The organism is Mesorhizobium sp. M0800 (assembly GCF_040320095.1).
Taxonomy (GTDB): Bacteria; Pseudomonadota; Alphaproteobacteria; order Rhizobiales; family Rhizobiaceae; genus Mesorhizobium.
The window spans coordinates 328,072-345,743 of record NZ_JAMYOZ010000002.1; the positions used below are offsets into that span (position 1 = coordinate 328,072).

Annotated in this window: 17 protein-coding genes; 9 read left to right on the top strand and 8 right to left on the bottom strand. The window is 61.0% G+C overall.

Going from position 1 to position 17,672, the window contains the following annotated elements; genetic code table 11:
• Positions 1 to 28: 28 nt before the first annotated feature.
• The gene (locus NKI18_RS03985; RefSeq protein WP_502898014.1) at positions 29 to 1,474 is read left to right on the top strand and encodes a sensor histidine kinase; all 1,446 of its coding nucleotides are present in this window, start codon (positions 29 to 31) and stop codon (positions 1,472 to 1,474) included.
• Positions 1,471 to 2,145 carry a LuxR C-terminal-related transcriptional regulator gene (locus NKI18_RS03990; RefSeq protein WP_352615412.1) on the top strand — a complete coding sequence of 225 codons (675 nt, stop codon included), beginning with the start codon at positions 1,471 to 1,473 and terminating at the stop codon, positions 2,143 to 2,145. The genes NKI18_RS03985 and NKI18_RS03990 overlap by 4 nt, the downstream gene beginning before the upstream one ends.
• 39 nt (positions 2,146 to 2,184) lie before the next feature.
• Here NKI18_RS03990 and NKI18_RS03995 read toward each other — a convergent pair whose 3' ends face one another.
• On the bottom strand, positions 2,185 to 2,730 hold the full coding sequence (locus NKI18_RS03995; protein ID WP_353018899.1) for a hypothetical protein: 546 nt from the start codon (positions 2,728 to 2,730) through the stop codon (positions 2,185 to 2,187).
• Positions 2,731 to 3,545: 815 nt separating this feature from the next.
• Here NKI18_RS03995 and NKI18_RS04000 point away from each other — a divergent pair.
• The 5 genes from NKI18_RS04000 to NKI18_RS04020 all read left to right on the top strand — a co-directional run bounded on the left by NKI18_RS04000 (position 3,546) and on the right by NKI18_RS04020 (position 8,983).
• Positions 3,546 to 4,550 (top strand): LacI family DNA-binding transcriptional regulator, encoded by a 1,005-nt coding sequence (locus tag NKI18_RS04000; RefSeq protein ID WP_352615416.1) that lies wholly within the window; start codon positions 3,546 to 3,548, stop codon positions 4,548 to 4,550.
• A gap of 73 nt (positions 4,551 to 4,623) precedes the next feature.
• Positions 4,624 to 5,979 (top strand): ABC transporter substrate-binding protein, encoded by a 1,356-nt coding sequence (locus NKI18_RS04005; RefSeq protein WP_352615418.1) that lies wholly within the window; start codon positions 4,624 to 4,626, stop codon positions 5,977 to 5,979.
• 21 nt (positions 5,980 to 6,000) lie between these two features.
• Positions 6,001 to 6,927 (top strand): carbohydrate ABC transporter permease, encoded by a 927-nt coding sequence (locus NKI18_RS04010; RefSeq protein ID WP_352568071.1) that lies wholly within the window; start codon positions 6,001 to 6,003, stop codon positions 6,925 to 6,927.
• The gene (locus NKI18_RS04015) at positions 6,920 to 7,762 is read left to right on the top strand and encodes a carbohydrate ABC transporter permease (protein ID WP_352615420.1); all 843 of its coding nucleotides are present in this window, start codon (positions 6,920 to 6,922) and stop codon (positions 7,760 to 7,762) included. Before NKI18_RS04010 ends, NKI18_RS04015 begins: the two co-directional genes overlap by 8 nt.
• A gap of 24 nt (positions 7,763 to 7,786) precedes the next feature.
• Positions 7,787 to 8,983 (top strand): glycoside hydrolase family 172 protein, encoded by a 1,197-nt coding sequence (locus NKI18_RS04020; protein WP_352615422.1) that lies wholly within the window; start codon positions 7,787 to 7,789, stop codon positions 8,981 to 8,983.
• 76 nt (positions 8,984 to 9,059) lie between these two features.
• On the opposite strand, the gene NKI18_RS04025 is transcribed toward NKI18_RS04020, so the two are convergent.
• Positions 9,060 to 9,431, bottom strand: a complete 372-nt coding sequence (locus tag NKI18_RS04025; RefSeq protein ID WP_352615424.1) for a VOC family protein — start codon at positions 9,429 to 9,431, stop codon at positions 9,060 to 9,062.
• 366 nt (positions 9,432 to 9,797) lie between these two features.
• Between NKI18_RS04025 and NKI18_RS04030 the strand changes: the two genes are divergently transcribed.
• A complete protein-coding gene (locus tag NKI18_RS04030; RefSeq protein ID WP_352615426.1) occupies positions 9,798 to 10,058 on the top strand; it encodes a hypothetical protein in 261 nt (86 codons plus the stop codon).
• A gap of 120 nt (positions 10,059 to 10,178) precedes the next feature.
• The gene (locus NKI18_RS04035) at positions 10,179 to 10,613 is read left to right on the top strand and encodes a DUF2267 domain-containing protein (RefSeq protein WP_352615427.1); all 435 of its coding nucleotides are present in this window, start codon (positions 10,179 to 10,181) and stop codon (positions 10,611 to 10,613) included.
• A 12-nt stretch (positions 10,614 to 10,625) separates the two neighbouring features.
• Here NKI18_RS04035 and NKI18_RS04040 read toward each other — a convergent pair whose 3' ends face one another.
• From NKI18_RS04040 to NKI18_RS04065, 6 genes are all read right to left on the bottom strand, one after another.
• Positions 10,626 to 11,621: a LacI family DNA-binding transcriptional regulator gene (locus NKI18_RS04040; RefSeq protein ID WP_352615429.1), complete on the bottom strand. Its 996-nt coding sequence runs from the start codon at positions 11,619 to 11,621 to the stop codon at positions 10,626 to 10,628.
• A 68-nt stretch (positions 11,622 to 11,689) separates the two neighbouring features.
• Positions 11,690 to 13,024, bottom strand: coding sequence for a sulfatase family protein (locus NKI18_RS04045; protein ID WP_352615431.1), 1,335 nt, complete (start codon positions 13,022 to 13,024; stop codon positions 11,690 to 11,692).
• Between the two features lie 22 nt (positions 13,025 to 13,046).
• Positions 13,047 to 13,862, bottom strand: a complete 816-nt coding sequence (locus NKI18_RS04050; RefSeq protein ID WP_023675500.1) for a carbohydrate ABC transporter permease — start codon at positions 13,860 to 13,862, stop codon at positions 13,047 to 13,049.
• Between the two features lie 7 nt (positions 13,863 to 13,869).
• Complete coding sequence (locus NKI18_RS04055; protein WP_352615434.1) at positions 13,870 to 14,823, bottom strand: carbohydrate ABC transporter permease; 954 nt, start codon at positions 14,821 to 14,823, stop codon at positions 13,870 to 13,872.
• Positions 14,824 to 14,827: 4 nt separating this feature from the next.
• Positions 14,828 to 16,075 (bottom strand): ABC transporter substrate-binding protein, encoded by a 1,248-nt coding sequence (locus NKI18_RS04060; protein ID WP_352615436.1) that lies wholly within the window; start codon positions 16,073 to 16,075, stop codon positions 14,828 to 14,830.
• 159 nt (positions 16,076 to 16,234) lie between these two features.
• Positions 16,235 to 17,479 carry a flavin-containing monooxygenase gene (locus tag NKI18_RS04065; RefSeq protein WP_352615438.1) on the bottom strand — a complete coding sequence of 415 codons (1,245 nt, stop codon included), beginning with the start codon at positions 17,477 to 17,479 and terminating at the stop codon, positions 16,235 to 16,237.
• Between the last annotated feature and the right edge of the window lie 193 nt (positions 17,480 to 17,672).

Consider the following 17,672-nt stretch of genomic DNA (forward strand, 5'->3'; position numbering starts at 1 on the left):
GATTAGCCGGCTCTCCAGAATCGCGCCACTGGTGCGGCGTGCCGTCGAGCGGGCCATTCGGAACACCAAGCCACACAGGCTGACAAGCCTTGTTGACCGTTGGAATGCGCTGTCGCTGGCAACGCAGTTCCTGCTCGCGGGCGGTCTATTTTCCCTGTCAGCCATGGTGGTGGTGGGGATTTCCGTCACGAACCATATAGAAACCGTGGTCACGCAGAATTCGGCTTCCGCGACGGCTCTTTACGTGGACAGCGTTATCGCACCGCTGCTTCCGGATATGCGCAAGAGCGAAGTGCTCGACGAGAGCGTCGCCCACGCGCTCGATGAAACGCTGGGACAAGGGGCACTCGGCACAAGGCTCGAATCCTTCAAGCTCTGGCGTCGCGACGGAACCATCCTGTATTCGACCGACAAGACATTGATCGGCAAGCGCTTTGAACCCAGCGACAATCTCCGGACGGCATTCGCAGGCCAAATGGTTTCGGAGTTCGACAAGCTCGACGATCCGGACAGCGAGGCCGAAAGAGCCAGCGGCTTGCATCTCCTCGAGATCTACAATCCGGTGCTGCAGCCATGGTCGGGGGAAGTGGTGGCCGTTTCGGAATTCTACGAGGTCGCCACTGATTTTGAAAGAAACCTGCATCAGGCGCTCATTCGAACCTGGCTGGACGTTGCCGCCGTCACAGCGGCCTTCTTTCTCGGGCTGTCGGCAATCGTGTTCCGTGGCAGCCGCATGATCAGTTCGCAGAGCCGCTCGTTGAAGCAGCGCATTGCCGAGCTTTCCGATCTGCTTGCGCAAAACAGACTGTTGAGGCTGCGGGTGCAGCGTGCCTCGCAGCGTGCCACCGCACTTAACGAACGCTATCTCAGGCGCATCGGTGCGGACTTGCACGATGGCCCCGCGCAATTGGTTGCTCTCGCGGCGCTGGGGATCGACAGCCCCGTCATTGCCGATCCCGCTACGCCGCAATCGAAGCGTGCACAGGAATTGCTGGCCATCAAAGCACATCTGGACGATGCCATGCGCGAGATCAGGAGCATCAGCAAGGGCCTTGTCCTGCCGCATATCGAGCATGCCGAACTGGGTGAAATTCTCCAGCTAGCCGTACAGGCGCACGAAGAACGAACCGGCGTCAAAGTGAGATTATCGATGACCGGCGGCCATGCGCCGTTGTCGCCGGCGGCCAAGATCTGCATCTTCCGCTTCGTCCAGGAGGCGCTGAACAATGGATTCCGTCATGCCGGAGGTGAAGGTCAGTCGGTCGAGAAACATTTCGACGGCGAGCGCGTTTGTATCGAAGTGGCCGACGCCGGCGCTGGCTTTGACCCGCAAATCGTGCGTCCCGAGAGGCTGGGACTCGTTGGGCTGCGCGAGCGGGTGGAAAGCCTCGGGGGCCAGTTTACCGTGACTTCCTCACAGAGTGGCACAGTCGTAAGAATGGCCCTCAACATCGTTGAAATGGGGCAGACATGACAGTAGCCATCAAGCTCGCCATCGTCGACGACCACCCGCTGTTCAGGGAAGGCGTTGTGCGCACGCTCGATCAGATCGGCGGGTTCGAGATCGTCGGTGAAGGAAGCAGCAGAGACGATGCCCTGCGGATAATCGAAGACCAGCGGCCCGACATTCTGCTGATGGACATCTCGGTTCCTGGAGGTGGCCTTGGCGTGATCGGACCGGCCCTTGAGCGGTATCCGGCACTGAAAATTGTGATGCTGACCGTTTCGGAAGAAAACCAGCACGTGATGACCGCGTTGCAGAGCGGGGCAAGGGGCTATGTTCTGAAGGGGGTCGGGTCGAGGACGTTGGCTGCGATCCTGCGCACGGTAGCGTCGGGCGAACGATATGTCTGTCCACAATTGTCGGCGCGCCTGTTGGCCGATCTGTCAGCTCAATCAAAAGAGCCGGCGAAGGCTGACGGACTTGCCGACCTCACCAGCCGCGAAAGGGAGATCCTGACGCTGGTTGCCGCGGGACTGAGCAACAAGCGGATCGGGCTTCGGCTGAACCTGCATGAAAAGACGATAAAGCACCACATGACGCGAATCCTGGCCAAGCTCAACGTCAGCAACAGGACCGAAGCCGCCATGACCTTGCGCGACGCGACTGAGCGCCCGCATCCGCCTGTTCGCGATCATGCTTGAGCCGAAATTGCCGCACTGCGCGGCCATGTGAACTGGCCCTCAGTTGATCATTCCAAGCAACCTGTCCCGATCGGAACGCGTCGCCAGGCGCCGAATGATGGTGCGGCCCTCGGCATCCCGCATTTCATATTGGTCGCTGTCGATGCGCTCGCTGAGGCCGTTCGAATGCACCACGCCAATGCTCGGGCCGCTCACCTCGACCCGGTCTCCTGTGGATGCGTTGACAAAGAGTTTTGGCTTGCTATCGGGGTTTACCGCAGGGGCGGGATCAGGGAGATTGTCGTCCTGCGACTTTGCTTTGCCCTTGCCGGCACCAGCGTTCGAGTTCGAATTGCCGGAGTTTCCACCCGAATTGCCCGAATTGCCGTTCCCATTCCCGTTCCCGCCATTGCCGTTGCCGTTCCCGCCATCTTTGGCCCAGGCAGCCTGCGGGCCGAGCGGCTGCGATGATCCATCGAACACGACGCGATAGGGGCTAACGACGAGAATGAAGGTCAAGACGACTACAGAAATGCCGACACGACGTCCTCGTGAAGATCCGGTCCTTCGTTTCCGGGTCGTCATCAATGAACTTGCCAGTCGCATGTCGGAACTCCCCTTAATCATACGGCTCTGTCGTACTGCCTCCTGTTCGAATTCGTGTGATGCTTAAAACAATGGTTTGCGTCCGGAACGTCAAGGCCCACCAGTCCCACGATGGTAACTGGTGGGTCTCGCTAGCGCAGGAAGGGACTATTTACTGCTTACTGCGCAAGTCTTTTGCCTTCCCGTGGTTGCGTCTCTCCGCGATAGCGCCGAGTTCCCACTGTCAGCCAACAATAAATCCAATGGCCGCGACCCCGAAGCACAGGCCAAATACGGAAAAAGCAGCCAACGTGCCTGGTGAATGCTCGGGTCCATGGCGGCCTCCTGTAACAGTCGGCATCACAACGGGGCTCCTCGGAACTCAGTTCCTGAAACTCTCGCATTTCGGGCTTTTGCGATAGCAGCCTCGGACCAAAGTTTGGCTGTGCGGGTCCTTGGTCGATAGGCCTACAGACTGAAGTCCCTATGCCAGGAGCCACCCTGCATTCGGCGACCTTTGTGTCCAACTGGCAGCTGCGATCCACCGCCCCCTTCGAATGCTTTGCGTTTCTGGCTCTATGGCAGCAACGCCGTTGGTCTACTGCCGCATCGTTGAAACGCCACCAATACAGACCCATATGCGAATTGCGTCGGATGTCTCCTCCCATTGCGTCCGGCGCGTTCCCCTCTGGAGGTTATAGACCTTCACACTTGGCCGGGCTTAACAGTCCGGCCTTTTCTTTTGGCATTTTGCGCAATCCGTCTGACGGCCCTAATTTGCGAGACACCGGTAAAATCGATTTGCAAATGCATTCATGTGCTCATAACCTGTCACCATGAGCACGATTTCCAAAGTTGCTACGCGAGCGGGCGTGTCGCGCACGACCGTGTCGCATGTCATCAACCATGCGGACCGGGTATCGAAATCGCTGCGTGAACGCGTACAAGCGGCGATCGACGAACTCGGCTACACGCCGAACCCGCAGGCGCAAAGCCTGCGCACCGGCCGCACCAACATCATCGCGATGCTGATCCCGGACATCCGCAACCCGTTCTATCCGGAGCTGGTGAAAACGGCGCAGTCGACGCTCGAAGTGGTCGGCCTCGACATGCTGATCTTCAACACCGACGTGCCGGGCGGACATTCACAGGATCACGGCCGCGAGTATTTGCGCCAGATAGGGCGCAAGCGGGTCGACGGCGTCATCGTTGCCGACTTCGCGCTGCACGGCATGCACAGCGAACTGCTCAGCCTCGATCTGCCCGCCGTCTTCATCGGCCATCTGCCGAACCATGCTGTCGACAGCGTCCAGCTGGACGATTTCGGCGGCGGCTATCTGATGGGCGAGTATCTGGCGAAGAGGGGCCATCGCCGCGTCGCCCATGTCACCGGGCCATCCTTTTTCAAGGAGGCGATGGCGCGTGCCGCCGGCTTCGAAAAAGGGCTCGCCGACAATGGCGTGCCAATCTCCGCCGATCTGCGGTTCGAGGGAAGCTATCTTGGCCCGTCAGGGCGGGAAGCGGTCACCTGGCTCAGGGAGAAGCACGGCGGAAACCTGCCGTCGGCGATGTTCTTCGCCAATTATCTGATGGCCTCCGGTGCGCTGACCGAATTCTACGACCATGGGATCAATATCCCTCAGGATATCGCCATCGCAGTCTTCGATGACCTGCCTCAACTGGAATATGTCAGGCCGAAGCTGACCCGTGTCGGCAACAGTCCGACAATGCTTGCCAAGCGCGCCACGGAAATGCTGCTCGAACGGCTGGGTGGCAAAGTCGAGGGCGCGCCGCGCACCGAAGTGATCCCATGCGTGTTGAGCCCATTCGACAGCGCGTGACGCCAGGTGCCGGCAAAGGGAACGGAGGTCCCTTCGCCAACGTTCGACCGAACAACATCCAAGGGAGGAATTGATGACTGACAAAACGACCCGCGACCGGCCATTGGCCAGCCTGAACCGCCGTCGGCTGATCCAGGGCGGCGCCACTTTCGCTGCCGCCGGCCTCACAGGCTTCCCGTTCATCAACAGGATGGCCGTGCGCGCTCAGGAAGCGCCGCTGAAATTCTGGCAGTTCTATGCGCCTGGCGGAGACGTGAAGCCGCAGGTCCAGTGGTTCGAAAAGCTGGTGGCCGACTGGAACGACGGCCACGACCAGAAGGTCGAGCTCGAATATGTCGTCAACAGCGAATACATCTCCGGTTCCAAGCTGGCAACGGCCTTCGCGTCGGGCGAGGGCCCTGACATCTTCCTCATCAGCCCCGGCGATTTCCTGCGTTATTACAATGGCGGCGTGCTTGCCGACCTGACGCCGCATATCGAGGATGCCGCCAAAGCCGATTTCCCGGAAAGCGTCATCGCCAACCGCATGGTGGACGGCAAGATCTACGGTGTGCCGATGGAAGTCGAGCCGATGGCCTTCTACTATTCGGTCAAAGCGTTCGAGGATGCGAAGCTCAACGAGAACGACGTGCCGAAGAGCTGGGACGAGCTGTTGGCGGTCGCCAAAAAGCTGACGACGCCCAGTCGCTACGGCGTGCTGTTCGAAACGACTCCCGGCTATTACCAGAACTTCACCTGGTATCCGTTCCTGTGGCAGGGCGGCGGCGAATTCCAGGGCAAGGACGGCAAGAGCGCCTTCGATTCGCCGGCCACCGTCCAGGCGCTGAAACTCTGGCAGGATGCCATCAATACCGGCGTGGCGCCGCGTCAGGTGGTCGGTGGCGGCTTCGACATAGTCGCCAATCTCGGGGCAGGGCTGTGCGCCATGCAGAACTGCGGCATCTGGGGCATTTCGGCGATGGACAACAACGCCAAGGACGTGCCCTACGGCATCTTCAAATTGCCGACACCGGCCAATGGCAAATACGTCACCGTCGGCGGTGGCTGGGCCTTTGTCGCCAATGCCGGAGGCAAGAACCCGGATGCTTCCGCCCAGTTCTGCGCCTGGGCGCTGGCCTCAATGGATCCGGCATCGATCGACCGGGTCGTCAACTGGTGCACTGTCGCCAAGAGCGACATGCCGCCGCGCAACAGCGCGCTGAAGGCCGGCGCCGATGTCTTCAGCACCGGCAAGTTCGGCACCTTCGCCAAGGAGATCCATCCGGGGACGCGCGCCGAGCCGCGGGTTCCGCCGGAGGCCTACAAGATCATCTCCGACGCCATCCAGTCGGCACAGCTTGGCGGGGTTGATGCCCAGCAGGCGGCGACGACGGCCAGTCAGCAACTCGATGCGTTCCTCGCTTCCTATTCCGGCGCGCCGATCCTTTAGGCCCTTTCCAGTATGGATCAGATGAAACCGCCAGCCGCGGGCGCGAATTCCGCCCGCGGCCTCACCGCCAAGCAAAGGGAGCGCTACGCCGCATGGCTGTTCGTCCTGCCCGATGCGCTCGGCTTGCTGGTGTTCGTCGGCGTGCCGATGCTGCTGTCGCTCGCCGTCGGGTTTTTCGAGGTCAACGGCTTCGGCGGCTACAGGTTCGTCGGGTTCGTCAATTACAGGCGCATGTGGGGCGACCCGCTGTTCTGGTCGTCGGTGAAGGTGACGGTAGCCTATGCCGTCATGCTGGTGCCGGCGCTCTACGTCGCCGGACTGGGACTGGCGCTTCTGGTGCAGAAGACCAACCGCTTCAACGCGGTCATGCGCTCGATGTTCTTTGCGCCGCAGATGGTCAGCCTGGTCGTGGTGGCGCTCGTTTGGCAGCTCATGTTGGTCGAAAAGGTCGGCATCGTCAGCCGGCTGGCGCCGCTCGTCGGCCTCGGCGGAATTTCGCTGCTCGGCGATCCAAATCTGGCGCTGTTCACGCTGGTGCTGGTCAGCGTCTGGTTCCTGATGGGTTTCTACATGCTGATCTTCCTCGGCGGGCTCCAGGACATCCCGGCAGAGTACTACGAAGCCGCAAAGATCGACGGTGCCGGGCCGGTGACAAGCTTCTGGTACATTACTTTGCCCTTGCTCAAGCCGACCAGCTTCTTCGTCCTCCTGGTCTCGCTCGTTGCGGCTGTCGCCGGCGGCCAGGTCTTCGACCTGATCTATGTGATGACCAAAGGCGGTCCGGTCAATTCGACCTCGGTGCTGATCATCTACATCTACAAGCAGGCATTCCAGTTCGGCGCGTTCGGCTATGCATCGGCAATGGCATCGCTGCTGGTGCTGGCGCTGATGCTGGTCACGGTCTTCTTCTTCGTGCTGACGCGCGGCGGACGCTTCGAGCATGACTGACGGCCGAACTCCTTCCGGCCGTTCGCAGATACGAGCGGCGAGACTTGCCTGGATGCTGGCAACCGCCGCACTTGGCCTGATGACGGTATTCCCGCTTGTCTGGATGCTGGTCATCTCGCTCAAGCCGGCGAGCGACGTCTTCACGCCGAGCCTCATTCCGGAACGGCCGACGTTCGGCAATTTCCTCTATGTGCTGACCGAGGTGCCGTTTCTGCGCTATCTCTTCAATTCGTTCTTTGTGTCGGCCACGGTAACCGTCGCTGCCCTGTTCTTCCATTCGATGGCCGGCTATTCGCTCGCACGGCTGCGTTTTCCGGGCCGCGACATCCTGTTCCTCGCCATGTTCTCGACCTTCCTGGTGTCGCTGCCGGTAATCATCGTGCCGCTGTTCATTTTGACGCGGACGCTGCACATGCTGGACAGCTATGCCGGGCTGATCATTCCGGCGATCTTCAACGCGTTCGGCATCTTTCTGCTCAGGCAATACTACCTGTCGCTTCCCAGGGAGTTGGAAGAAGCCGCGATCATGGATGGCGCCGGCTACTGGCGCATCTATTGGAGCATCATCCTGCCGCTCAGCCGGCCGATCCTGTCGGCGCTGGCGATCCTGTTCTTCCTCGCCAACTGGAACGCTTTCCTGTGGCCGTTGACGATCACATCGGACCTCAACCTCTGGGTGGTGCAGGTAGCCATTGCGAACTTCAAGAGCCAGTACGCCGCCGCCTGGAATTACGTCATGGCCGCCTCGACCATCGTCGCCGTGCCGATGCTGGTCCTCTTCGTGATCTTCCAGCGCCAGATCATGGAATCCATCAAGACAAGCGGCCTGAAATAACCGCTGAAGCAAGAGGAGAAACACATGGATAATGCCGGCCTGTCGCCGCTTCGCGGGCTCGCCAAATTGCGCGACGCCAAAACCCGCCGGTTCTCAAGCTACGACCGCACCGGCGGCAATGACGACCGGCTGCATATTGAACCCGGCCAGACGGTGGTGATTGCCGAGCATGACGGTGCCGGCATCGTCACGCATATCTGGGCGACGCTCGCCTGCAAGAGTGAGGACTTCCTGCGCAAGATCGTGCTGCGCGCTTACTGGGATGGCGAGGAATATCCGAGCATCGAAACGCCGATCGGCGATTTCTTCGGCATGGGCCACGCCCGCACGCGCAATTTTGCCAGCCTGCCGGTGCAGGCAAGTCCAGAGGATGGCAAGGCCTTCAACTGCTACTTTCCGATGCCGTTTGCCAGCCACATGCGCTTCACCGTCACCAATGAGGCTGAGGACGACCTGCTTTTCTATTACTATGTCGATCTCGAACTGCATGAGGAACTCGAGGAAGGCCTGGGCCGCTTCCACGCCCAATACAGGCAGCAGCGACCTGATGGCATAGACGAGACGGGGCTGGCCAACGAGCAGGTCCTGTTTGGCGGGGAAAACACCGACGGGAACGGCAACTACACCATCCTGGAGGCGGAAGGTCATGGCCACTATGTCGGCGTGCTCTATTCCGTCTATTCGCGGCGGCGTTCCGAACTATGGGACTGGTATGGCGAGGGCGACGACATGATCTTCGTCGATGGCGAGCCGGGCATTTCCGTGCCGGATACAGTGCGCAAGCCCGATCCGCGCATCGGACCGAAGGCAGAACTGATCGACGATCGCGGCGAGACCGGCCCCGGCGCCAACGATGCCTGGCCGCCGACGCTGCACGGCACCGGCACGGAAGATTATTTCAATACGGCATGGTGCCCGACACAGGACTACAGCGCGCCCTATCACGGCATCATCGCCGCCGGCGGGCCGAACTGGACCGAGCCGGTTACGCTCTATCGCTGGCACATAGAGGACCCGGTCATCTTCCACAAACGCATCCGGGTGACCATCGAGCACGGTCACGCCAATCGCCGCTCGGACGACATTTCGTCGGTCGCCTTCTGGTATCAGGCCGAACCGCACAAACCGTTCGAAGCGCTTGCCGATGTCGGGGACCGCATCCCCACCTATCGCGCGCCTTATCACAATTGGAATGCCGCCTTCGACGAGAAGAGGCGTTAGGCCGGGATGCGTTCGAATTGAACCGTGCATCCCGCGCTATCTGGGTCGGGGCACGACCCTGCCGCAGCGTGCCGCCTCAGCTGCGAGGTGGAAGTTGCTGGACAGACCAGGTGTTGCCGTCGGGATCCTCAAAGAAGACAAATCTGCCCCAGGGAAAATCCTTGATATCGCTGACCTCGATGCCTTGAGCGGCCAGGTACCGGTGAGCCTCATCGATATCGGGCACGACCAGTTGCAGGCCCCTTATGGATCCCGGGGGGCTGTCGACGAGGCCCTTGCCCATGGCAATCGAACAGGCCGAACCGGGCGGCGTCAATTGCACGAAACGTATCTCGTCGCTTACGGTGTGGTCGTGATCGAGATGAAAGCCGACCTTGCCAACATAAAAGGCAATTGCTCTATCGACGTCCGATACGGGGACCGGGACCAGTTCCAGCTTCCAATCCATGACAGCCCTTTCGCAGCTTGATCGCCAAGTGGTGCCGAACACCGTGGGCGCCATCCCGCCATCTTCCCAATGCCATTGTCGGCGCGGGCCGCTCAGTCAGTCAAGAGATACCCGGGCTCGGGCAACGTGAGGACTGGTCTCATTGCTGAGACGGCGTTCGGAACCGATGAGCACAAGCTCAGTTAGACGGAGGACAACCACCTTTCGGATCAGCAAGGACGACTTTGATGATCGGAACGCAGGGCGCCGAATACAACTGTGGGAAGGTTGAACCGGCGTCGTTGACGCGCGAAGGGATTGCTTGGAAGCGACGCTCGCCGAAGCTGGCGAGATCGTCGGACGGCGAAGCCGAAGCGCAATTATGCCGTGAATGCCTACGATTCGGCCTGCCTTCTCCTTGCCGCGATCAAAGACGCCAGCACTGTATCCAAGGGATATCCGAGCCGGCGCGACGTTCTGGCGGCGGTGCGCGATATCCGTTTCAGGGGAATCGCCTATCGCGAGCCGGTGCGGTGGGATGAAAAGGGCGACAATCTGGCCGCTGTGACTGCACTCAACGGGGTGGAAAACGGCCGCTTCCGACAGATCGCCGAAATCCAGCAGATGCAGAGTGTCGAGCAGACCTGACGCCGACAGGCTCTCCGACCGAACCGGTTTCCGCCGCTTTGCCAGGACGATTTTCACAGGACCACGAAACAATAATCTCCGGTCGCCGTTTCGCCCGCAGAACCTTTCGAGGAGGCGACGATGAGCGCAACCGGCTTGGACGTTTTTGACAAAACGCTGCAAATAACAAACATCTGGCTTGACGAGATCATGGCGGATCTTGGTCCGGATCGACACGTCGCCTGGCATACATTGGGCGCCGTTCTGCGAACCCTTCGCGACAGGCTGCAGATCGGACTGGCGGCCAACTTGGGAGCGGAACTGCCGCTGCTCGTGCGCGGCGCCTACTATGATCGCTATCGGCCCGCCGACATGCCTGACAGCTCGCTCGAGAAGTTCCTGCAACACATCGCCGATGAATTGAAATCGACCCGTCCTGTCGATCCCGAGGATGCGGCACGCTCAGTGCTGCGTGTGCTTGCACGGCATATCGACCTTGGCCAGTCGGCAAAGGTGCGGGATGCGCTGCCAAAGGAAATCCAGGTCCTGTGGCCTGAAAGCGTGGGCGTCAAATAGCGGCGATCCTGCTCATGCGGACGCGCGACGGACCAACTGCCACGAAACGCTGAAAAGGGTAGGTATTGCGCCCGGTGTTGCCGAGATCAATGAGATCAGATGATCGGCAAGATGGTCGTAGTGGGCAGTTTCGGGGCCGATTGTCGTCAATGCCGGATGACTGAATTCGCCCTCGTCGATATTGCCGCAGCCGATGACTGCAATGTCGCCGGGCACGGAGAGGCCGGCCTCCTCGAATGCGTGCAGGGCGGTCACGGCGGCAAGATCGGATTCGACGAAAAGCGCGGTCGGCCGATCCTTGCGGGCGGCCAGCGCCGTAGCATTGGCAAACGCAGCCTTGCGCGCCTCTGCACCGCCGATCACCAGGTCGTCTCGCAGCGGAAGGCCGCGTGCTTGCAGGAAGCTGCGATAGGCGGCGAGACGGCTCCCGTCCACAGCTTGCTCATGCACAATATAGGCGATGCAGCGATGGCCGGCTCGGTAGAGGTAGTCGAGTGCCTCGAAGACGGCCCTGCCGGTATGCTGGCGCACAACCGAGAAGCCTGCCGGCTCGATGGTCGGATGGAAGATCACCGCTGGCCGGCCCGCGGCCGCCAGGCGCGCGGCCAAGACCATCACCTCGGGCTCGGAGAGATGCTGCCAGTCGGCGATAATGCCGTCTGCCAGCCCGCTCTCGATTTCCCTCACGATCCGGTCGGTTCGCTCGAAGGTGTCTCCCGCGGTGATAATTGTCGAAAATCCCCTCAGCGCCGCTGCAGATTGGATATCCTGCGCGATCCGGTCGCTGAACGGCACGCCGAGACGAGGCAGTACAAGGCAGATTCGCTCGGCCTGCTGGCGGCGCAGCTGCCGCGCGGTGCGGTTTTGCACGTAGTTGAGCTCAGCGACGGCCTCGAGGATGCGCTGCCGCGCCTCCTTGCCGACGAACTTCAGGCGCGTGCTGTCGCCGCTGAGCAGGTACGACACGGCAGCGGTCGATACATTGGCGCGCCGGGCGACATCGGCCATGGTCGGCGCCTTTCTGCGATCGGAACTTCTCTCGTGCATTGTTGGATCCGCTGCGCGACATGACATGATCAGCTGTCGCTCAGCCGGATTTCATTCCGGCTTCCATGCCCGGCGGCAAGGATCTCGGGCCTTGCCTCGCCGGCCTCCTCCATCAGGGCAACGATGCGGCCTCGCAGCCATGCACGCGTCTCTGCGTGATCGGGCGAAGCTATGAGATTGGTTAGCTCGTTTGGATCGGCATCGAGGTCGTAGAGCCTCGCCTCGACATAGAAATCGCTGCCGGAATCCCGCCAGCCGTCTTTTCCCGGCGCCTCGACCTCATATTTCCACCGTCTGGTGCGCAAGGCGCGGCCGACATGGTGCTCGCTGATTTGAATGAATATCTCGTCGCGCGGCGGCCGTTCGCCCTGCAGCGCGTCGAGCAGCGAGACGCCCTGCATCGAATTGGGCACTTTCAGGCCGGCCGCGGCGAGCAGGGTCGGCGCGAGATCGACGAGGCTGACCAGGCCTTCATATGTGCCGATGCGCTGGAAGCCGGGGCCGTGGAATAGCGTCGGCACGCGGATCGACGCCTCATGACAGGAACGCTTGTATTCGTTGTTGCGGGTCTTGAAGTGACAGCCATGGTCGGAGGTGAAGAGGATGATCGTGTCGTCAAGCCGGCCAAGGCTGTAGAGCGCCTCGATCAGCCGTCCAAACGCCTCGTCGAGGCGTGCGACCATGCCCAGATAGCCGGGGAAATGTTCGGCTGTCGTGCCGCCAAGTGCGGCGAGATCGCCGGGAATGGCGAGCTTCTTGCGGATCCTGTCCTCGTATCCGAGCGGGGCAGGGTAGTTGTCCGTCTGGTTCTGGTGATGCGGCTCGAGGAAGGACAGGAATAGAAAGAACGGCTCGTCTTCCCTCGATGCGACATAGCGGATTGCAGCGTCGGTTAGGGCATCGACGCGGTATCCCGGCAGCTTAACCGCCTTGCCGTCATTGTCGTGGACGACGGTGTCGAAGGGGCCGGAAGTGAACTCCAGGATGTTGGAGGCCAGCCAGTGGCGATAGCCGCCGCGTTCTTCCTGGGTGACCGGCTCGGCGGACCCCAGGTGCCACTTGCCGATGTAGGCGGTGTCATAACCTGCCGCTACGAAATGATGCGCGAGCGTGGGCTCGCTCTTCGGCAGTGGGATGTCGTTGCGGTAGCAGCCGGTGATGGTCGGGTACCGCCCCGTCTGGAACACGGAGCGGGCGGGGCCGCAAACGGGCTGGCAGGTAAACGAATTCGCCACGAACGTGCCGGTCCCGGCGAGGCGGTCGAAATTTGGCGTAAGCTCGAGCGGATTGCCATGGACGCCAACGGTGTCCCAACGCTGCTGGTCGGTGAAGAAGACGATCACGTTCGGTCGGCGAGACGTCATGGGATGCAATAACTCCGAATGGTCATTTCATGCCTGCCAGCATCACGCTGCGGACGAAGTAGCGCTGCGTGAAGAGGAACAGCAGCAGGCTCGGGATGAAGAGAATGATCCCGCCCGTCGCCGTCAGGTTCCACTGGGTGAAGAATTCCTGGTTGAAAAGCGTCAGTCCCGTCGTGATCGGCCGCATTTCGGTGGTGTTGACGGCGACCAGCGGCCAGAGGAATTCGTTCCACTGGAACACGAAGGTGAGGAGGGCCAGCGTCGCCAGTGCCGGACGGACCTGCGGCAGCACGATGCGCCAGTAAAGGCCGAGTTCCGAGCAGCCGTCCATCCGTGCAGCGTCAAGCAACTCGTCGGGAATCGGACGGATGAACTGCCGCATCAGGAAGATTCCGTAGGCGCTCATGGCGAATGGAAGGATAAGGCCCTGATAGGTGTTGAGCCATCCCATCCGCGCGGTGAGCACATAGAGCGGGATCATGCGGATGAAGAATGGGATCATCAGCGTCGACAGCACGGCGACAAACATGACGCGCTTACCGGCGAATTCCATCTTCGCGAAGACGTAGCCGATCAACGGATCGAAGATCAGATGGAGGAAGGTAATCCCGCCGGCGATGATGAAGCTGTTGAGCGTGAAACGCGCGAACGGCGCCTTCTGCCAGATGTCGATGTAATTCGTGAATTGCCACGTCTCGGGGATCAGAATCGGAATGCCGCTGAAGACGTCGGCATCGCTCTGCAGCGACAGCGAAAGCATGTAGAGGAACGGAAAGATCGACAGCGCCACGCAGAAGAGCAGCAGTAGGTAGGACGGGAGCGTTTTTGCGAATGTCATGCCAACCTCAATAGGTGGTTTCGCGGTTGAGCAGGCGGAACTGAACGAAGGTGATGGCCAGGATCAGCAGGAACATCAGGAAAGACAGCGCCGAGGCGTAGCCGATGTTGAGCTCGAAGAAGGCTGCCTCGAACACGTGCAGGCTGAAGAACCGCGTCGCGTCGGCCGGTCCGCCCTTGGTTATCAGGTAGGCCGGCGCCAGCTCCTGCAGCTGGCTAATCGTGCTGACAACCGCGATGAATAGCGTGGTCGGCGTCAACAACGGCCAAGTCAGATAGCGGAATTGCTGCGTCGGCGTGGCGCCGTCGATGGATGCGGCATCATAGAAGTCGGACGGGATCGACTGCAACGCGGAGAGGTAGATCAGCATGGCATAGCCGACATCCTTCCAGACCGTGATGGCGATGAGGGTCGGTAGCGCGGTCGAGGTGTCGCCGAGCCAATTCTGGGTCGGCAGCCCAAGCTCGGCAAGGAAGCTGTTCAAGATGCCAGTGTAGGGATCGAGAATTGCCTGCCACATCAACGCGACGATCACGAAGGAGGTGATGTAGGGAAAGAAGATGATTGCGCGGATCAGAGTGCGCCCCGGGATCGGCCGGTTGAGCACGACCGCCAGTCCGAGGCCAATGGCGATGCTGGCCGCGGTGACGCCTATCGCGAAGGCCAGCGTCACGAAGAGCGACTGCCGAACGCGCGCGTCGCCGAGGGCAGCAACGTAGTTGTCCAGTCCGGCGAATCGGCTCTCGCCGATCAGCGGCTGGCCGCTGTACAGGCTCGCCCAAAACTCCAGTCCTATCGGATAGAAGAAATAGACCGAGAAATAGAGGATTGCTGGCGACAGCAGCAGGTAAGCGAGAAGCGTTTGTCTGGTGCGCCGGCTGAAGCGGGCAACTCGCCGGGTCGGCATCGCGCCGACGCGAATGTCCGTATCGGCCGTATCGGTGCTGCCGCTGATAAACATCGGCCTAGTTGTTGGCCAGGATGACGTTGGCCTCGGCCGCGAATTTCGGCATGATCTCGGCTGCTGGCTTCTGATTGTAGATGATATCCTCGAGCGCACTTTGCAGAAGCTTCTCGATTCGCGCGTGCTTGCCTGTGAGGCGCAGCTCGGCGGTGACGTCTTGCGCGTAAGGCAGGCATTTGCTGAAGCTGCCGATGACCGGATCGGCCTGAACCTCGGCGTTTTCGGCCCAGGATTTGCGCGGCATCGTCATGCCCGCTTCCTTGGTAGCCGCTAGTTCCGTGTCGAGCGCGACGAGCCGCTTCAACAACTCCCAGGCCTCCTTCGGGTGCTTGGCGTCCTTAGGGATCATCACGCTGACGCCGCCCGCGAACGTCGCCTGCACCTTGTGCTTGAGTGATGGCGCAACCGCCCAGTTGAGCTTCGGGTTGCCCGAGCGGATCGGCTTCACGTCCCACGGACCGGTTATGATCATTGCGACCCGGTTGGCCGTGAACAGCTTTTGCGGACCCTCATAGTCAGCACCCGCCGCCGGCTTGGTCGCTGCTTTTTCCTTGTGGATCAGGTCGGCGAGGAACTGGATCGCTTCGATCGCCTCAGGACTGTCGAGATTGACCTTGTTTGTCTTGGGATCGTAATAGCTTACGCCGTTCTGCAGCAGCCACGACGAATAATATCCGATGCTGGGGTTGGGAGCGAAGCCGAAGCGGGCGCCGGTCGTCGTCGCCTTGGCAACCTTCAGGAACTCCTCCCAGGTCGCAGGCGGCGTGTCGAAGCCCGCCTGCTTAAGCATATCGACGTTGTACACGAGGGTGGCGCAGGTGAGGTGGATCTGGACGCCATAGTACTGGTCGCCGAGTTTGTTGCGCTCGACGGAATAGGCTTGCCAGTCGTCGGGATAGCCGATCGCCTTGCCGTCTTGTTCGATGAAGTCGTTCAGCGGCCGCAGCAGATTCCGCTGGCCGAATTCCTGCACCCAGCCGCCGGGTTCGGCGACGAGATCGGGCGGGCTCTTCGCAGCAAAATCCGCCACCAGCTTGGTGCGCATATCCGGCCACTGGAATTTCTCCCACTGCACCGACCATCCGGGATGATCGGCCTCGAACTTTGCTATTGCATCGGCATAAGCTTGATAGGCGTGGCCGGCGTTCCAATAGAGCGTCAAGGTCTCGGCATGGGCCGCAGTCGCGGTCGTCAGGGCCACGCCCAAAACCATGCCGTGCAGGAATCCGACTGACTTGTAGCGGCTCATCTTGGTCTCCTCCCCTGGTTTGCCAACCGCCTTCCTCACAATGGATGGCGTTATATTATTCGATTAATATACCCGCTATACCGCAGTTTTTGTCAAGCTGAGACTTAGTCGTCATCAATGGCCTTGGGGTTTAGAAACCCGCCGACGGTGTCCAGGTCGTTACGAACGCCGCACGATGTGTTCGACAAGGCGGGGCGGCTCCTCGGTGACTGCCAATATTGTGCCTGACTTGCGTGTGGAGGCGAAGTCCAACCCGGCGAAGTAAATGCCTGGCAGGGCGGCCACGCCATCCTCGTGAACAGGCTGTCCTTCCGGGTCGAGCAGACCGGAAAGCCTCACCCAACTGAAATCGCCCTTGAAGCCGGTGCACCACACCACGGTCGTGATGCCGGACCCGGCGAGGTCAAGCGAAACGATAGCCGGGTCCGGCCGATGCGCTGTGACAGTATCCGCTGGATCCGGCTCCGACACGGGAGCATCGATTCCAGAGCGGCTGATGTATTCGTCGATATAGCGTTTAACGTTGGCGGAGGCTTCATCCGCAAAACGAATATGCTCTTCGAGATCGTCGGCGAACGACAGACGGCCGTCGTCCTCGACGCCCGCGAGTCGCCCTAGCAGCACGATGCCTCGGGCGCCGAGCGCTTGCAGGCTTATCGTGTGTTCCACGCCAAGCAGACCACGAGGTGGAATGCGCCCCGCAAGTCGAATGATCTCGTCTCGACGTACGTCGAGAAACCCGCTTTCGACGAGCCAGATCATGATGTCGCGACCTCGGTAGCGCCGCGAGAGCCGCCCGACGCGGCTGGTGGCAAGGAAGACTGTTCGGCCTGCTTCTGCCAGGTCCTCCGCGATCTGGACACCAGACTGGCCGCTTCCGACCACCAGCACCGCTCCAGCCGGAAGATCGGCGGTGCTGCGGTAATCAGAAGCATCGAACTGGCGCAGGCCTGGCGGCAAGGCAGCGGCGAACACTGGGCGCACCGGACAATTCAAGTCGCCGCTTGCGATCACCACGTTGCGTGCCAAAACTGTGCCGCGCGAGGTGGTCAACCGATAGACGCCATTCCCGTTCCCACCGGAGAGCTCGGTCACAACAGTGTCCGGTTCGACCGGTAGTTCGTTTCGCCTGGCGAAATCCTCAAGCAGGGCGACGAACTGGTCGCGCGTCAGGGCACCGAACGGATCTGAACCGTCATAGAAGTCGCCTGGCATGACGGTCTGAACGTTTGGGGTATTCATCCGGAAAGAATCCCACCGCTGCGTGCGCCAGGTCTCTCCGATGCGGCCTCGCTCCAGTACGGCATGGCGCAAGCCTTGCCGTGCCAGCGAATAGCTGACGCCCAGGCCGGCCCAACCGGCCCCGACCACCACCGCATCAAGGATGTTGGCGTCATCCGTCATTTGCCGCGGATCCGGGTGCTAGCGCCGGAGCAGCGCTTCGAGGCGGCACCAACGCCATCAGCGTAACGCCTTGGCCAGCGGACAACCGCCGAACAGCGGCCGATGCTGCCTGAACCCATCCCCGCGATCTGCATGGCTTCGCCCCCGATGCGAGGGCACGATAACAGCTTTATCGGGTCGCGGCACAATCAAA

What these genes read in the sequence shown, in the direction of transcription:
- NKI18_RS04010 (WP_352568071.1), top strand. Translation starts at nt 6,001, where the DNA reads ATGAAACCGCCAGCCGCGGGCGCGAATTCCGCCCGCGGCCTCACCGCC.
- NKI18_RS03990 (WP_352615412.1), top strand. Translation starts at nt 1,471, where the DNA reads ATGACAGTAGCCATCAAGCTCGCCATCGTCGACGACCACCCGCTGTTC.
- NKI18_RS04025 (WP_352615424.1), bottom strand. Translation starts at nt 9,431, where the DNA reads ATGGATTGGAAGCTGGAACTGGTCCCGGTCCCCGTATCGGACGTCGAT.
- NKI18_RS04040 (WP_352615429.1), bottom strand. Translation starts at nt 11,621, where the DNA reads ATGGCCGATGTCGCCCGGCGCGCCAATGTATCGACCGCTGCCGTGTCG.
- NKI18_RS04060 (WP_352615436.1), bottom strand. Translation starts at nt 16,075, where the DNA reads ATGAGCCGCTACAAGTCAGTCGGATTCCTGCACGGCATGGTTTTGGGC.
- NKI18_RS04000 (WP_352615416.1), top strand. Translation starts at nt 3,546, where the DNA reads ATGAGCACGATTTCCAAAGTTGCTACGCGAGCGGGCGTGTCGCGCACG.
- NKI18_RS04005 (WP_352615418.1), top strand. Translation starts at nt 4,624, where the DNA reads ATGACTGACAAAACGACCCGCGACCGGCCATTGGCCAGCCTGAACCGC.
- NKI18_RS04035 (WP_352615427.1), top strand. Translation starts at nt 10,179, where the DNA reads ATGAGCGCAACCGGCTTGGACGTTTTTGACAAAACGCTGCAAATAACA.
- NKI18_RS04055 (WP_352615434.1), bottom strand. Translation starts at nt 14,823, where the DNA reads ATGTTTATCAGCGGCAGCACCGATACGGCCGATACGGACATTCGCGTC.
- NKI18_RS04065 (WP_352615438.1), bottom strand. Translation starts at nt 17,479, where the DNA reads ATGACGGATGACGCCAACATCCTTGATGCGGTGGTGGTCGGGGCCGGT.
- NKI18_RS04020 (WP_352615422.1), top strand. Translation starts at nt 7,787, where the DNA reads ATGGATAATGCCGGCCTGTCGCCGCTTCGCGGGCTCGCCAAATTGCGC.
- NKI18_RS04015 (WP_352615420.1), top strand. Translation starts at nt 6,920, where the DNA reads ATGACTGACGGCCGAACTCCTTCCGGCCGTTCGCAGATACGAGCGGCG.
- NKI18_RS04050 (WP_023675500.1), bottom strand. Translation starts at nt 13,862, where the DNA reads ATGACATTCGCAAAAACGCTCCCGTCCTACCTACTGCTGCTCTTCTGC.
- NKI18_RS04045 (WP_352615431.1), bottom strand. Translation starts at nt 13,024, where the DNA reads ATGACGTCTCGCCGACCGAACGTGATCGTCTTCTTCACCGACCAGCAG.
- NKI18_RS03995 (WP_353018899.1), bottom strand. Translation starts at nt 2,730, where the DNA reads ATGCGACTGGCAAGTTCATTGATGACGACCCGGAAACGAAGGACCGGA.